Annotated in this window: 14 protein-coding genes and 1 pseudogene; 9 read left to right on the top strand and 6 right to left on the bottom strand. The window is 66.3% G+C overall.

Going from position 1 to position 14,200, the window contains the following annotated elements; translation table 11 throughout:
* Positions 1-25 precede the first annotated feature (25 nt).
* On the bottom strand, positions 26-220 hold the full coding sequence (locus C7401_RS02765; RefSeq protein ID WP_112169837.1) for a DUF2905 domain-containing protein: 195 nt from the start codon (positions 218-220) through the stop codon (positions 26-28).
* Positions 221-240: 20 nt separating this feature from the next.
* On the bottom strand, positions 241-1,443 hold the full coding sequence (locus C7401_RS02760; RefSeq protein ID WP_112170267.1) for a class I SAM-dependent methyltransferase: 1,203 nt from the start codon (positions 1,441-1,443) through the stop codon (positions 241-243).
* 106 nt (positions 1,444-1,549) lie between these two features.
* Between C7401_RS02760 and C7401_RS02755 the strand changes: the two genes are divergently transcribed.
* From C7401_RS02755 to C7401_RS02725, 7 genes are all read left to right on the top strand, one after another.
* Complete coding sequence (locus C7401_RS02755) at positions 1,550-2,329, top strand: SDR family oxidoreductase (RefSeq protein WP_112169836.1); 780 nt, start codon at positions 1,550-1,552, stop codon at positions 2,327-2,329.
* Between the two features lie 214 nt (positions 2,330-2,543).
* Positions 2,544-2,939: a dihydroneopterin aldolase gene (locus C7401_RS02750; protein ID WP_112169835.1), complete on the top strand. Its 396-nt coding sequence runs from the start codon at positions 2,544-2,546 to the stop codon at positions 2,937-2,939.
* Between the two features lie 3 nt (positions 2,940-2,942).
* A complete protein-coding gene (gene ttcA / locus C7401_RS02745) occupies positions 2,943-3,941 on the top strand; it encodes a tRNA 2-thiocytidine(32) synthetase TtcA (protein WP_112169834.1) in 999 nt (332 codons plus the stop codon).
* A 192-nt stretch (positions 3,942-4,133) separates the two neighbouring features.
* Positions 4,134-5,495 (top strand): bifunctional UDP-N-acetylglucosamine diphosphorylase/glucosamine-1-phosphate N-acetyltransferase GlmU, encoded by a 1,362-nt coding sequence (gene glmU, locus C7401_RS02740; RefSeq protein WP_112169833.1) that lies wholly within the window; start codon positions 4,134-4,136, stop codon positions 5,493-5,495.
* A 72-nt stretch (positions 5,496-5,567) separates the two neighbouring features.
* Positions 5,568-7,394 (top strand): glutamine--fructose-6-phosphate transaminase (isomerizing), encoded by a 1,827-nt coding sequence (glmS, locus tag C7401_RS02735; RefSeq protein WP_112169832.1) that lies wholly within the window; start codon positions 5,568-5,570, stop codon positions 7,392-7,394.
* 292 nt (positions 7,395-7,686) lie between these two features.
* On the top strand, positions 7,687-8,445 hold the full coding sequence (locus C7401_RS02730; protein ID WP_224040723.1) for an SIR2 family NAD-dependent protein deacylase: 759 nt from the start codon (positions 7,687-7,689) through the stop codon (positions 8,443-8,445).
* 152 nt (positions 8,446-8,597) lie between these two features.
* Complete coding sequence (locus C7401_RS02725; RefSeq protein ID WP_181565481.1) at positions 8,598-9,104, top strand: CinA family protein; 507 nt, start codon at positions 8,598-8,600, stop codon at positions 9,102-9,104.
* 431 nt (positions 9,105-9,535) lie between these two features.
* On the opposite strand, the pseudogene C7401_RS02720 reads toward C7401_RS02725, so the two are convergent.
* Together C7401_RS02720 and C7401_RS02715 are read right to left on the bottom strand one after the other, a co-directional pair.
* Positions 9,536-10,025: pseudogene (locus tag C7401_RS02720) on the bottom strand (aspartyl/asparaginyl beta-hydroxylase domain-containing protein); the annotation flags it as partial.
* A gap of 14 nt (positions 10,026-10,039) precedes the next feature.
* The gene (locus tag C7401_RS02715; protein WP_112170266.1) at positions 10,040-10,957 is read right to left on the bottom strand and encodes a DMT family transporter; all 918 of its coding nucleotides are present in this window, start codon (positions 10,955-10,957) and stop codon (positions 10,040-10,042) included.
* Positions 10,958-11,387: 430 nt separating this feature from the next.
* On the opposite strand from C7401_RS02715, the gene C7401_RS02710 reads away from it, so the two are divergent.
* Positions 11,388-11,609 carry a hypothetical protein gene (locus C7401_RS02710; protein WP_112169828.1) on the top strand — a complete coding sequence of 74 codons (222 nt, stop codon included), beginning with the start codon at positions 11,388-11,390 and terminating at the stop codon, positions 11,607-11,609.
* Positions 11,610-11,727: 118 nt separating this feature from the next.
* Here C7401_RS02710 and C7401_RS02705 read toward each other — a convergent pair whose 3' ends face one another.
* Together C7401_RS02705 and C7401_RS02700 are read right to left on the bottom strand one after the other, a co-directional pair.
* Positions 11,728-12,012, bottom strand: coding sequence for a hypothetical protein (locus tag C7401_RS02705; RefSeq protein WP_112169827.1), 285 nt, complete (start codon positions 12,010-12,012; stop codon positions 11,728-11,730).
* Between the two features lie 103 nt (positions 12,013-12,115).
* On the bottom strand, positions 12,116-12,934 hold the full coding sequence (locus C7401_RS02700) for a Mut7-C RNAse domain-containing protein (protein WP_112169826.1): 819 nt from the start codon (positions 12,932-12,934) through the stop codon (positions 12,116-12,118).
* Positions 12,935-13,085: 151 nt separating this feature from the next.
* On the opposite strand from C7401_RS02700, the gene C7401_RS02695 reads away from it, so the two are divergent.
* Entirely contained in the window at positions 13,086-13,970 is an 885-nt protein-coding gene (locus tag C7401_RS02695; RefSeq protein WP_112169825.1) for an NAD(P)-dependent oxidoreductase, read from the top strand.
* Positions 13,971-14,200 lie beyond the last annotated feature (230 nt).

Below are 14,200 nucleotides of genomic sequence, written 5' to 3'. Positions count from 1 at the left end.
GATCCGGGCGGTTGCGCGCGCTCGCTCAGAGCGCGCGCACGAGAAACGAAAGCGCCATCGAAAGCACGAGCGTCGACATGAACGGCAGCGGATACTCGCGGCCGAAAATGCGCAGCGTGACGTCGCCGGGCAGCCGTCCGATGCCGAGCTTGCGCAACCACGGCTGCGCACCCGAGAGGATCGCCACGGCGATGAAGGTGGTGAGGAACCAGCGGATCATGGTCGCGTGGGCGTGAGCGCTCAGAGAGTGTGGCTGCGGTCGCCGCGGGCAAACGCGGTGAGGGTGGCGTCGATGCCGCGCGAAAACGCGATCACCTTGAAGAGTTCGCCCATCTCCGCTTCGGAAACGAGCTTTTGCACGGCGTTCGCGGCGGGCAGGAAGCGCTGCGGGTCGCCGGGATCGATCTCGCCGAGCACTTCGGTAATCCCGGCGTTCATCAGAAAGCGCGCCTGCGAGGTAAAGCCTAGCAGGTCCGCGCCCGCTTCCACGCCGGCTTCGGCAATGCCCGTGAATTCCACGTGCGCGGTGATGTCCTGCAACCCCGGATAGAGAAACGGGTCGCCGTGCGCGCGGTGCCGGTAATGGCACATCAGCGTGCCTTGTGCGCGTTGCGGGTGGTAGAACTCGTGGCGCGGAAACCCATAGTCGATGAAAAACGCCGCGCCGCGCTGGAGCATCGAGCACACGGTGCGCGTGAACGCGAGCGCCGCCTCGTGCGTTTCGGTCAGGTAGTCCTCGCTGCCTTCGACGCCCGCAAGCACGCCCTCGGGCCAGTTCGCATCGCGCCCGGAGTTGGCCGGCTGGTCGGCGAAAACGAACGCGCCATCGGCGTTCACGCCCACGCCGCGCTCGTGCCACACGGCATCCTTGCGCGCGAAGAGGCGCACTGGCATGGCGTCGAGCACTTCGTTGCCGATCACGACGCCTTCGAATTGCGCGGGCAGCGCATCGAGCCACGTCACGCGTTCGAGGAGCGCGGGCGCGAGCTTCGCGATCGTTTCGCGCTGGCGCTCGCGCAACTCGCCCGAGAGATCGACGATCGCGTAGGAGTCGAACGGCACGCCCAAGGCGTCGAGTGCGAGCATCACGCCCGCGGCGAGCCGGCCCGTGCCCGCGCCGAACTCCATCAGGCGGCGCGTGCCGCTGGCGGCCAGCGCCTCGCCCACGGCGCGCGCGAGCGTTGCGGCGAACAGCGGCGAAAGCTCGGGCGCGGTCACGAAGTCGCTGCCGTCAGCGGCCAGCAGGCCGAACTTGCGCGCGCCGCCGCCGTAGTAACCGAGTCCCGGCGCGTACAGCGCGCGCTCCATGTAGCGGTCGAACGGCAGCCAGCCGCCCGTCGACGCGATCTCTGCGCGCAACGTGGCGGCGAGCGCCTCGGACTGCGCGAGCGCGATCGGCTCGGGAACAGGTAAACTATCGGGTTCGTGAGCTTTCGGATTCATCCCGGCATTGTAAATGAGCGCAACTCCCGGCATCCGCCCGGCTGACGCCGGCGGCGCGTCCGTCCGCGAACCGCAATCTGTATCGCACCCCAATTCTGACGCCGCCATGCAGGCGCCTGTGGTGCTGGTGACGGGCGGAGCGCGCCGCATTGGCCGCGAGCTGTCGCTCGGCTTTGCGGCGCGCGGCTGGGACGTCGCCGTGCATTACGGCGAGTCGCGCGAGGCCGCCAACGACGTCGTCGCGCAGATCGCGGCGCTGGGCCGCAAGGCCGTGGCGCTGCACGCCGATCTGGGCAATGAGGACGAGGTCGCGCGGCTCGTGCCGGATTGCGTGGCCGCGCTGGGCCGCCCAGCGTGCGTGCTCAACAATGCCTCGCGCTTTGATGAAGACACCGCGCGCGACGTGGGCTACGTGAAGCTGTTGCAGCTCATGGCGATCAACGTGGGCGCGCCGCTCGTACTGGCGCGCACGCTGTACGAGGCGACGCCCGAGGCGGCCGCGAGCGACGAAACCTTGCGCACCTGCGTGATCAACGTGCTCGACCAGAAGCTGTACAACATGAACCCCGACTATCTGTCGTACACGCTGACGAAGGCCGCCTTGCAGAACGCCACTGTCGCGCTTGCCCAGGCGCTCGCGCCCAAGGTGCGCGTGGTGGGGCTCGCGCCCGGTCTCACGTTGCAGTCGGGCGACCAGACGCCGGAGAGCTTTGCCGCCGCGCATCAGGTTACGCCGCTCAAGCGCGCGTCGAGGCCCGCCGATCTCGTGGAAGCCGCGCTGTATCTCGCGAAGGCTTCGGGCGTGACCGGCACGACGCTCGTCGTGGATGGCGGCCAGCACCTCGTGCCGCTGCCGCGCGACGTGATGTTTTTGACGGGCGGCTGAAGCCCGGCGCTTGGCGCACCTCGGTTGCGCCAAGTTTTGCAACTAAATGCATAGCACGCTGCGCGCAGAACTGCGGGCCAGCGGCGCTAACGAAGACTAAGGAACGCAAGCCGCCGCGCACGAGCGGCTTTGCAGACCGGCTGAACGACCCGCCGGGCGCGCCGCGCCCCGCCCACGTGCGAGAGAACGCACGCTTTTATCGACTGGAAGATACATGTCCACCGTTTTGCTTCACCCCCGGCTCGCCGACTGCCGCCGGCTTTTCCTGCGCGACTACGAAGTGCACATCAACATCGGCGTGCATGACTTCGAAAAACGCGGCGAGCAGCGCGTCATCATCAACGTCGATCTGTTCGTGCCGCTCGCCTCGACCACGCCGCACGAGGACAAGCTGCGCGAAGTCGTGGACTACGACTTCATGCGCGCGACCGTCGCGCAGCGCGTGGGCAAGGGCCATATCCATTTGCAGGAGACGCTCTGCGACGATCTCGCCGCGGCGCTGCTCTCGCACGAACTCGTGCGCGCGGTGCGCGTCTCGACCGAGAAGCCCGACGTCTATCCGGACTGCGACGCGGTGGGCGTCGAGGTCTTTCGCATCAAAGAGGACTGATTCATGAACGCCCCCGAAACGCTCCCCGTCGGCGAGGACGCCACGCACGACGAAACCGCGAACGCCGAGCAAAGCGAGGAATCCGGCCGCCGCGCGCTCACGCGCCGCGAGCAGAAGGAAGCCTACGAGAACAACAAGCTGTTCAAGCGCATCGCGCGCCAGGTCGGCCAGGCGATCGGCGACTACAACATGATCGAGAACGGCGACAAGGTGATGGTTTGCCTGTCGGGCGGCAAGGATAGCTACGCGATGCTCGACGTGCTCCTGCGCCTGCGCGAGCGCGCGCCGATCGATTTCGACATCGTGGCCGTGAACCTCGACCAGAAGCAGCCGGGCTTTCCCGAGCACGTGCTGCCCGAGTATCTCGACCGTGTGGGCGTGCCGTACCACATCGAGAATCAGGACACCTACAGCATCGTCAAGCGCCTCGTGCCCGAGGGCAAGACCACGTGCTCGCTGTGTTCGCGCCTGCGCCGCGGCATTCTGTACCGCGTGGCGGGGGAACTCGGCGCGACCAAGATCGCGCTCGGCCATCATCGCGACGACATCCTGCAAACGCTGCTGCTGAACCTGTTCTACGGCGGCAAGCTCAAGGGCATGCCGCCCAAGCTGCAATCGGACGACGGCAAGAACGTGGTGATCCGGCCGCTCGCCTACGTGAAGGAAACCGATCTCGAAAAGTACGCGGAACTGCGCGAATTCCCGATCATTCCGTGCAACCTGTGCGGCAGCCAGCCGAACCTGAAGCGCGCCGAAATGAAGGCGCTGATCCGCGAGTGGGACAAGCGCTTTCCTGGCCGTGTGGAGAACATGTTCAACGCGCTCGGCAACGTGGTGCCCTCGCACCTCATGGACACGAAGCTGTTCAACTTCGCGGACCTGCGCGCGACGGGCGTGGGCGATCCGGCGGGCGACATCGCGTTCGACGAGGAGCCGTGCTCGACCGACCCGGCGCCCGCCGACGGCACGACGATCAAGTTCACGCCGTTCGACGATCTTTGAGCCGCGCCGGCAATCGATGGTGTTCAAACGCTCCGACCCCGCATCGGAGCGTTTTTTCATGGCCGGCCGGCGCGCAGAAATGAGGTTGTAAAAGAGTGTTTGTCCGGGCGCGAATGCCCGCCAGGTCAACGTCCTGGGGATACCCCCCATGCTAGAATCGGACGCTTCTTTCCTCATCCAGTCACCGATGCAATGAACATCGTGATCCTCGCGGCAGGCATGGGCAAACGCATGCACTCCGCGCTGCCCAAAGTGCTTCACCCGCTCGCCGGCAAGCCGCTTCTCTCGCACGTCATCGACACCGCTCGCACGCTTTCGCCCACCCGCCTCGTGGTGGTGGTCGGCCATGGCGGCGAAGCCGTGCGCGAAGCCGTTGGCGCGCCCGACGTCCAGTTCGCCGTGCAGGCGCAGCAGCTCGGCACGGGCCACGCGCTCGCGCAGGCGCTGCCGCTGCTCGACACGAGCGTCCCCACGCTCGTGCTTTACGGCGACGTGCCGCTCACGCGCGCCTCGACGCTCGAGCGCCTTGTCGACGCCGCCGGCCAGAACGGTTACGGCATCCTGACCGTCACGCTCGACGACCCGACCGGCTACGGCCGCATCGTGCGCGACGCGGCGGGCAAGGTCGTGCGCATCGTCGAGCAGAAGGACGCGAACGAAGCACAACGCAAGATCGCCGAGATCAACACCGGCATCGTCGTGACGCCCACCGCGCCGCTCGCGGGCTGGCTCGCCGCGCTGAAGAACGACAACGCGCAGGGCGAGTATTACCTCACCGACGTCGTGGAAGCCGCGATCGCCTCCGGCCACCCGGCCGTGACCGCGCAGCCCGACGAAGAATGGGAAACGCTCGGCGTGAACAGCAAGCAGCAGCTTGCCGAACTGGAGCGCGTGCATCAGCGCAACGTGGCCGAGGCGCTGCTCGTGGCGGGCGTCACGCTCGCGGACCCGGCTCGCATCGACGTGCGCGGCTCGCTCACCTGCGGGCGCGACGTGTTCATCGACGTGAACTGCGTGTTCGAAGGCGAGGTGACGCTGGCGGACAACGTGAGCGTGGGCCCGAACTGCGTGATTCGCAGCGCGTCGATCGGCGCGGGCACGCGCGTGGACGCCTACACGCACATCGAAAGCGCGGCAGTCGGCGCGAACGCGGTGCTCGGGCCGTACGCGCGCCTGCGCCCCGGCGCAACACTCGCCGACGACGTGCACGTGGGCAACTTCGTCGAAGTGAAGAACGCGAACATCGGCGTGGGTTCGAAGGCGAACCATCTGAGCTACGTGGGCGACGCCGACGTGGGCGCGGGCGTGAACATCGGCGCGGGCACCATCACCTGCAATTACGACGGCGCGAACAAGCATCGCACGGTCATCGAAGACAACGTGTTCGTGGGTTCCGATACGCAGCTCGTCGCGCCCGTGCGCGTGGGCCGCGGCGTGACCATCGCGGCGGGCACGACGGTATGGAAGGACGTGCCGGAGGGCACGCTCGTGCTCAACGAGAAATCGCAGATCGCGAAAACCGGCTACGTTCGGCCGGTGAAGAAAAAGAAGTGAACGGTTGAATTCCGGCGTCGCGCGTCAAAAGCTGCGCGGCGCCCACGCCTCTCATTGCAAAGGATCGAATCCATGTGCGGCATTGTCGGCGCGGTAGCGCTTCGTAACATCGTTCCCGTCCTGATCGAAGGACTGCGGCGCCTCGAATATCGCGGCTACGACTCGTGCGGCGTGGCCGTCGTGACGGCCGACGGCCCGCAGCGCGTGCGCAGCGTCGCACGCGTGGCCGAACTCGACGAGCAGGTACGCGAGGCGCATTTCGAAGGTGTGACGGGCATCGCCCACACGCGCTGGGCCACGCATGGCGCGCCCACCGTGAACAATGCGCACCCGATCTTCTCGCGGGACACGCTCGCGATCGTGCATAACGGCATCATCGAGAACTACGAGTCGCTGCGCGACATGCTGCGCGCGAAGGGCTACGAGTTCGTCTCGCAGACCGACACCGAAGTCATCGCCCACCTGATCCACAGCCTCTATCGAGGCGACCTGTTCGCCGCCGTGCGCGAGGCCGTGCAGCAACTCGCGGGCGCCTATGCGATCGGTGTGGTACACAAGAGCCAGCCGCATACGGTGGTGGGCGCGCGTGCCGGTTCGCCGCTCGTGGTGGGCTATGGCAAGGGCGAGAACTTCATCGCATCCGATGGACTCGCCATTGCGGGCAGCGCCGAGCACATCAGCTATCTGGAAGAAGGCGATGTGTGCGAGATCACGCTGGAAGGCGTGCGCATTGCCGACCGCGCGGGCAACATCGTGACCCGCGAAGTGCGCGACGTGCAGGCCTACGGCGCATACGGCGGCGCGGTCGACCTCGGCCCGTATCGCCACTACATGCAGAAGGAAATCTTCGAGCAGCCGCGCGCGATCTCCGACACGATTCCCGCTACCGACGCCTTCACGCCCGAGCTTTTCGGCGAGAACGCGGGCGAGGTGTTCAAGGGCATCGACAGCATCCTGATTCTCGCGTGCGGCACGAGCTACTACGCGGGCCTCACGGCGAAGTACTGGCTCGAAACGGTGGCGAAGATCCGCACCGATGTCGAGATCGCAAGCGAATACCGCTACCGCGAGTCGGTGCCGAATCCGCGCTCGCTCGTCGTGACCATCTCGCAGTCGGGCGAAACCGCCGACACGCTCGCCGCGCTCAAGCACGCGCAGTCGCTCGGCATGGAGCACACGCTCGCGGTGTGCAACGTGGCGACGAGCGCGATGGTGCGCCTCACCGAACTCAAGTTCCTCACGCACGCGGGGCGCGAGATCGGCGTGGCGTCGACCAAGGCGTTCACCACGCAGCTCGTGGGCCTCTTCATTCTCGCGGTGACGCTCGGCAAGCTGCGCGGTCATGTGAATGCCGGGCAGGAAGCCGCGTACCTGAAGCTGCTGCGTCACCTGCCGGCCGCGCTCAACGGCGTGCTCGCGCTGGAGCCGCAGATCATCGCGTGGTCGGACGAGTTCGCACGCAAGGAAAACGCGTTGTTCCTGGGGCGCGGGCTGCATTACCCGATCGCGCTCGAAGGTGCGCTCAAGCTCAAGGAAATCTCGTACATCCACGCCGAGGCGTATCCGGCGGGCGAGCTCAAGCACGGGCCGCTCGCGCTCGTGACCGAGGCGATGCCGGTGGTGACGGTGGCGCCCAACGACGCGCTGCTCGAAAAGCTCAAGTCGAACATGCAGGAAGTGCGCGCGCGCGGCGGCCAGCTCTACGTATTCGCCGACGCCGACACGCATATCACGAGCGAAGACGGCATTCACGTGATCCGCATGCCGGAGCACTACGGGCTGCTTTCGCCGATCCTGCACGTCGTGCCGCTGCAAATGCTCGCGTATCACACGGCCTGCGCGCGCGGCACCGATGTGGACAAGCCGCGCAATCTCGCGAAGTCGGTGACGGTGGAGTGAGGTTGTTCTCGTGCGGCCGCCGGCCGCGCTGAGAACGTCTTGAAAAAGGGGATGCCCATGCGGCATCCCCTTTTTGTTTTGCCGATCGCAGCAGGAGGCGTTCAGAGGCCGCTCAGGCGGCTCGCACGGATCGCTTGCGCCCTGGGCCCTCGGCGCGCCGCCGCGTCGTCTCCACGGGTGCGTTTCATGCCCGCAGGCGTATCGCGTGCAATCCGCGCGACTTCGCCCCGAAAGGTCCAGCCGAAAGTCCGTTGGACGATCATAATGTCGCCGTTCGATCAAGGAGATGACAGTGGCGCAATCCCTGCAACCGCGGCAGTCCGGCAGACTGCCCCGCCTGTTCGTGTTTTCCGGTGCGGGCCTGTCTGCGGAGAGCGGCATTTCCACGTTCCGCACCGGCGACGGTATCTGGTCCCATGCGAACATCGACGAGGTCTGCAACTACCTCACATGGCGCCGCAACCGCCCGGCGGTGTTCCGCTTTTACAACCAGCGCATTGCCGAATGCGGCGACGCGCGCCCGAACGGCGCCCATCGCTTGCTCGCGCAGTGGCAGGACGCCTGGGGCACGGAGCGCGTGCATCTCGTCACGCAAAACATCGACGACATGCTCGAGCAGGCCGGCGCGCGCCAGGTCACGCACCTGCACGGCGACATGATTTCGCTCCTGTGCACCGACTGCGAGTATCGCTTTCCGGCCTCCGGCAAGGGGCTCGACCCGCAGGCCGCTTGCCCGTCTTGCGGACAGGTGGAGGGGGTGAAGCCCGGCGTGGTGTTCTTCAACGAAGCCGCCCCCGAGTACGAGACGCTTTGGAACATCCAGCGCGACATGACGCCGGACGATCTCTTTCTCGCAGTGGGCACGGCGTTCGAGGTGATTCCGCCCGAGCGCCTGCTGCCGCCTGAACGCTGCGGGCGCTACGAGCGCAACTTTCTCGTCGACCCGGCGCCGCGGCGCACGGACTGCTTTGGCGTCGTGGAGGCCGAGCCCGCGACGACCGGCTTGCTGCATCTCGAACCGGCCATCGAACGGATGATGACGGGCGGCTAGCCGCGCGGCAGCGTTTCGGCGCACTCATGCAAGGGCGTGCATCCTCGGGATGCACGCCCTTTTTCGTTGCGCGGATTGTGGCGGATTCGTGTGTGGGATTCGTGCAGGGCACGCGTGCGACACTCGCGTTTTCGTTTCCCTGCGTTGTCGCCATGAACATTTCGAAGCAGATCGTCGGCTATCTGAAGACGCGCGCGCTCGTGCTCGTGAGCGTGGAGACCTGCACGGGCGGCGCGATGCTCGCCGATCAGCGCGGCGCGGCGGGATGTCTCGATCTCGGCTATGTCGCGCATGCGGCAACGGCAATCGCGGCGCTGCCGGGCGTGAGCGCGCCGACGATCGAACGCGACGGGCTGGTCAGCGAGGCCGTCGCGCGCGAAGCCGCCGAAGGCGCGCTGATCAAGGGCGTTGGGCGATGGGGCAGCGCAAGCGTTGCGCTGGCGAGCATCGGCTTGCTCGCGCACGCAGAGGACGAAGAGGACGACGCAGTTTCCACCGTGACGCATTGCTTCGCGTGGGCATGTATCGACAACGGGCGGGTGCTTTGTGCCAGCGAGACGGTCGGCTTTTCAGGCAGGCGTCACGAGATTCGCCGATCGATCGCGCGGCGCGCGCTGCTCGGCTTTCCGCGTTTCGTCGATCGTGTTCTTGCGCGTTGAGGTTGACGTTGAAAAGGAGGCGATGACGACCTTGCGCGAATGCGCAGCACGCGAGCGCAGCGAGCGTCGCGCGTTTTCTCCATATTCATATCAGTATTTATATTTATATGTAGTAATAGTTAACAAGTACTGGCGTTGACTGTGGACAACAGAGAAATTGCCTGTTGGCTCATATCGATGCGAAACGGATAGCCATGCGGAAAAACCCTGAACGCATCGCGCGCTTCCGGGATAACTTTTCAAGCGGTTTCACTGCGCGCCGGGTTATCAAGAAGTGGTCCACAGGTCGTTCGCCAGGTCATCCCCAGGTTGTCCAGAGGCAGGCGTGGATAACCTGGCGTGGGCGTCATGCAATCGCACGTTATCCACATGCAAAAAATAGCGCCGCCCAGAGGCGACGCCATTCGTCGAGAAAGACGTGAAGTGACGGGTCAGCGCCAGAAAATCGCTAGCGCGATACCGCCGAACAACACCTGTTTGACGACGTAATAAACGCTGCGATTCCATGCCGTCAGGCGCTTGCCCGCGAGGCGCACCGAATACACATAGCGGAACGCGCCATTGAGGCCCCCCGTGCGGTCGCCGGTTTCGTTCGAAGAGGATGAGGCGATCCTGACGCGTCTTGTTCTGCGCGTGATGCAGACAGGTTCCATCGAACACGACGTCCTCGCTGTCACGCCAGGAGTCGGGAATGTCGTCGACGATGATCGCGCAACGGTCGTCGTTCCGCGTGCTGAGGCAGAGGTGATAGCGCAGCGACCCGGCAAACGGATCGCGGTGCGGATTGAGCGAGCCGTCGGCGGGCTGCATCGCGAACATCGCGGCCTTCACGGCGGGAATGCGCTGGAGGATTTCGATCGTGCGCGGGCAGGGCGCGGCGGCCGAAGGATGCGGCCGGTCATACCACTTCAGGTAAAAGCGCTATCTGCGGGGTTTTACGCGGTCTCGGCAGGCTGTGTAGCCGCGCGCTGGCGAGCAAGCACGCGGGCCTGCCAGGCCGGCACCAGTTGACAGGCAAGCAAGCCGGTCAGCATGAGCGCGCAGCCGGCGAGGGCGCGCGGCGTGAGCGTTTCGCCGAGCGCGGCCCAGCCCGCGAGCGCGGCGAACACGCCTTCCATGCTGAAGATCACGGCGGCGTGGGCGGGCGCGGCGTCGCGTTGCGCGACGACCTGGAGCGTGTAGCCGACGCCCACCGAGAGCGCGCCGCCGTAGAGGATGGTGGGCGCGGCGCGCACGATGGCGGCGGCGCTCAGCGGCTCGCAGACGAGCCCGATCGCGAGGCACACCACGCCGCAGGCGACGAACTGCACGATGGAAAGCGCGAGCGGATCGTGGCGCGGCGCGTAGTGGCCCACGAGCATCACCTGGATCGAGATCACGAGCGCACAGCCGAGCTGGTACCAGTCGCCGTACATCACCGAGAAGTGTTCGTTGATGCTGAGGAAGTAGAGTCCGACCGCCGCGAGCGCCGCGCCGAGCCAGGTGCCGACGCCCGTGCGGTGGCGCAGCATGATGCCGAGCATCGGCACGATCACGACGTAGAGCGAGCTGATGAAGCCGGCGTTGGCGATTTTGGTGTAGCCGAGGCCGATCTGCTGAAGCGAGATGGCGACGGCCAGCACGATGCCGAGCACCGCGCCCGAACGCAGCAGTGCGCGGTCGAACAGCGCCGGGGCCGCCATGCTGCCTGAAGCCGGACGAACAGCCACGCGGCGGCGCACGAGTACGAACGCCGTGACCACGCCCGCGCCCAGCAGAAAGCGCAGGCCGGTGAACAGGAACGGGCCAATGGCATCGAGGCTCAGGCGCTGGGCGACGAACGCCGAGCCCCAGATCAGGGCGGCTGCGAGCATCAGCAGATTGGCGCGCAGGTGGAGACGGGCGGCGGATTGCAAGGGGAGAATCTCTTTTTGCGTGGAACAGACGCGACAGCGTTTTCGAAATGGGGCCGTGAGTCGGGCCGCATCGTTTATCGCGATTTCATCTGAATCTGGCACGAATTTGACGGCGACGAGGCGCGGCTCCGGTCGATTCAACGCATTACGTGAAAAGACCGCGACCTTCCGGAAAACGAACGCGTAAATGCCGATCGTATCCGAATTGAAAGGGAATTGTCTCCCGGAAAATACACCCGGCTATTTGCGGATGACAAACGCCCTACGCTGCGTAATACTGCTTCGCGCGAAACGCCCGCCCAGATCGGCAAGCGGATCGTTTCGCAGTTTTTTGCTGTTCTAATTCACAACGTGCCGGTCATTATTTGTCAGGTTTGGGGAACAACAGATGAAAAAGATTCTCGCCTCGCTCATCGCAGCATCCGTCGCACTGATTTCGGCTCAGGCATTTGCACAAGACGCTTCGGCTCCCGCTGCAACCGCACCGGCAGCCAGCGCGCCGGCAAAGGCCAAGAAGCAACACAAGCAACTCAAGCACCACGGCAAGCGCGCTGCTGTGTCGGAAGGCGCATCGGCTGCCGGTACCTCCGACAAGGGCCAGGCGAACTAAATCGCCTGCTCGGCCGGGACGCGCGTGATGGCGACATCGCGTGCATCCCCAGCCATGAAAAAGCCAGAGCATTTGCTCTGGCTTTTTTTTCGCCTGTGGCGCGGGGCGACTGCGGCGCTCAGGACGCTTCGCGCGCGAGCCCGGCTTCCAGCAGCTCGGTGAGGAGGCCGTTGAGGCCTTCCGGATGGGTTTCGGCGCGCGCCTTCAGCTTCGCGACGAGTTCGGCGTTCAGCTTGCACGCGAACGGCACGAGGCCTTGCGCCTGGTCCAGCTTGCGCTGCTCGCGGCGGTCCAGCGTCGGCTGTGCCGAGGCTTTGCCGAAGCGCTCGGGGCCAGCCTTGCTGGTCGCCTGCATCAGTTTCAGCGCCTTGTTCTTTTCAAGGTCGGTTTTCTTCATGGCCATCTGTCGTGCTCCGGTGTTGGGCGGTGGCGCGCATTGTACGCAAACGCCCGCGCGCGTCCATCGCCGCTATGTGCCTGAATGCTGCTGGATGCGCCGCCACGCGTCATTCCGCTGCGGCGCCTGGCGGCGGCGCGTGGCCATTGTGTCTGTCGCGGTCGTCGTGCGTTTCGCGGGTATCGTCCGGCCGGCGCGTCAGCGCGTCCATCAGCGTGCGCATGCGCTGCCAGTGCGAGCCCTCCCAGAACACGCGCTCGCACACGTCGCAGGTGACAAAGCGCGCTTGCCGCTCGAACACACCCTCCGGCACGCGCTCGCGCACGTCGGCCCGCTCGATGGGCCGCAGCGGCGCGTTGCAGGTGAGGCATAGCCGGAACGGCCGGGCGCTCGCCGCGAGATCCAGCCGCTCGAAAATCTCGTGTACCTGCGCGCGCGGCTTGAGCGCGCGCACGTAGCAACCGTGCGTGATGGTGCGCCGCTTGAGCAGTTCGCGATCGCGCGTGAGCACGATGCGATGCTCGGCGGCGGCCAGCGCCTCGATTTCGTCGTCGGGGAAGTGGTTGTCGTAGAGCGTGTCGAAGCCCGCGAGGCGCAGCAGTTGGGCGAGACCGCCCAGATGCGCGTCGGCGACGAAGCGCAATTCGCGCAGCGGCGCGTCGCGCACGCGCAGCAAGGGCCGGATGTCGAGCGCCTCGAACTTCGGATAGACCGCCACGCGGTCGCCGTCCGCGAGAGGATGCTCGAAGCCGACCGATTCGCCGTTCACGAGGATCAGCTCCACTTCGGTGTGCGGCACGCCCAGCGCCTCGATCATGTGCTTGGCCGTGGCGTTGCGCGCGCAGGCGCAACTGAACGCGCGCCTGCGCAGCGGCCGCGCAAGAAAGTCGTTCAGCTCCTCGTAGAAGCGGAAGGTGGCGGTGACCATGCGAAGCAGTATCGCACCGCGTGCGCAGGCTTGCGCGCGATTGCCACGGACGCGTCTGCCGACTCCGCGCCGGCAGCCAGGGCCGCCTTGTGCTGTACTTGGCGCTTTCCCCGGGTTTCCCCCGATCGATTCTGAGTGGAAGGAGCATGCGATGGACATCGGTTTTATTGGTCTTGGCGAAATGGGCGGCGCGATGGTCGGCAATCTGCTGAAGGCGGGCCACACAGTGCGCGTGTGGAACCGCACGGCGGGCAAGGCTCAGGCGCTCGCCGCGGCGGGCGCTCGCATCGTCGGCGCGCCGGGCGAGGCGTTCGGCGGCGACGCCACCATCTCGATGCTCGCCGACGACGCGGCGCTGCGCGAAGTGTTCGACGCGACGCTGCTCGACCACGCGCCGCAAGGGCTCGTGCACGTGAACATGGCGACGATTTCGGTGGCGCTCGCCGAATCGCTCGCCCAGGCGCACGCCGGGCGCGGGCTGCATTACGTGGCGGCGCCGGTGCTCGGGCGGCCCGATGCCGCGCAGGCGGCGAAGCTCACCATCATGGCCGCGGGGCCGGCCGAGGCGATCGACCGCGTGCAGCCGCTTTTCGATGTGATCGGGCAGAAGACGTGGCGCGTCGGCGCCGTGCCGCAGCAGGCGAACGTAATGAAGCTCGCGGCGAACTTCATGCTGGCGTCGGCCGTGGAATCGCTCGGCGAGGCGGCGGCGCTGCTTGACGGCTACGGCGTTGCGATGCGCGACTTTCTCGACGTCGTGACGAGCGGACCGTTTCCCGGCCCGGTGTACACGGGCTACGGCGGCATGATCGCGCAGCGGCGCTACGAGCCCGCGCTTTTCAAGGCGCGCCTTGGCCTCAAGGACGTGCGGCTCGCGCTCGCCGCTGCCGACGCAGTGGCGACGCCCATGCCGGTGGCCAGCGTGCTGCGCGACAGCCTGCTCGAAGCGCTCGCGCACGGCGACGGCGAACGCGACTTCGCCGTGCTCGGCAAGGTGGCGGCGCGCCGCGCGGGGCGCGGGGAGCAGGGCGGCTGATTCGCCGGATGAAGTGGGGCGCGGCGAACGTTCTCGCCGCTTTGCCGATCAAAATCTTCAGTGGAGCGCGCGGTGACGCACAAATACCCGCGCGCCAGCCAGGGACAATGTGGCGCATCGCAACGGACGGTGGCCGGATTGATTCGCGGCGCCGCATCACGGATGCAGGGACGGGGAACCGGTGACGATGGCAGGGCTCGAGACTGACCCAACGACCGACCAACGGCGCG

The organism is Paraburkholderia unamae, assembly GCF_003268775.1.
GTDB classification, from domain to species: Bacteria; Pseudomonadota; Gammaproteobacteria; order Burkholderiales; family Burkholderiaceae; genus Paraburkholderia; species Paraburkholderia unamae.
Note: the sequence above shows the minus strand (reverse complement) of the source record. Positions and strands in the feature narration are given on the sequence as shown.

Bases quoted from the DNA above. Each gene is read 5' to 3' on its own strand.
- C7401_RS02765 (WP_112169837.1), bottom strand. From the start codon at position 220: ATGATCCGCTGGTTCCTCACCACCTTCATCGCCGTGGCGATCCTCTCG.
- C7401_RS02760 (WP_112170267.1), bottom strand. From the start codon at position 1,443: ATGAATCCGAAAGCTCACGAACCCGATAGTTTACCTGTTCCCGAGCCG.
- C7401_RS02755 (WP_112169836.1), top strand. From the start codon at position 1,550: ATGCAGGCGCCTGTGGTGCTGGTGACGGGCGGAGCGCGCCGCATTGGC.
- C7401_RS02750 (WP_112169835.1), top strand. From the start codon at position 2,544: ATGTCCACCGTTTTGCTTCACCCCCGGCTCGCCGACTGCCGCCGGCTT.
- ttcA (WP_112169834.1), top strand. From the start codon at position 2,943: ATGAACGCCCCCGAAACGCTCCCCGTCGGCGAGGACGCCACGCACGAC.
- glmU (WP_112169833.1), top strand. From the start codon at position 4,134: ATGAACATCGTGATCCTCGCGGCAGGCATGGGCAAACGCATGCACTCC.
- glmS (WP_112169832.1), top strand. From the start codon at position 5,568: ATGTGCGGCATTGTCGGCGCGGTAGCGCTTCGTAACATCGTTCCCGTC.
- C7401_RS02725 (WP_181565481.1), top strand. From the start codon at position 8,598: ATGAACATTTCGAAGCAGATCGTCGGCTATCTGAAGACGCGCGCGCTC.
- C7401_RS02715 (WP_112170266.1), bottom strand. From the start codon at position 10,957: ATGCTCGCAGCCGCCCTGATCTGGGGCTCGGCGTTCGTCGCCCAGCGC.
- C7401_RS02710 (WP_112169828.1), top strand. From the start codon at position 11,388: ATGAAAAAGATTCTCGCCTCGCTCATCGCAGCATCCGTCGCACTGATT.
- C7401_RS02705 (WP_112169827.1), bottom strand. From the start codon at position 12,012: ATGGCCATGAAGAAAACCGACCTTGAAAAGAACAAGGCGCTGAAACTG.
- C7401_RS02700 (WP_112169826.1), bottom strand. From the start codon at position 12,934: ATGGTCACCGCCACCTTCCGCTTCTACGAGGAGCTGAACGACTTTCTT.
- C7401_RS02695 (WP_112169825.1), top strand. From the start codon at position 13,086: ATGGACATCGGTTTTATTGGTCTTGGCGAAATGGGCGGCGCGATGGTC.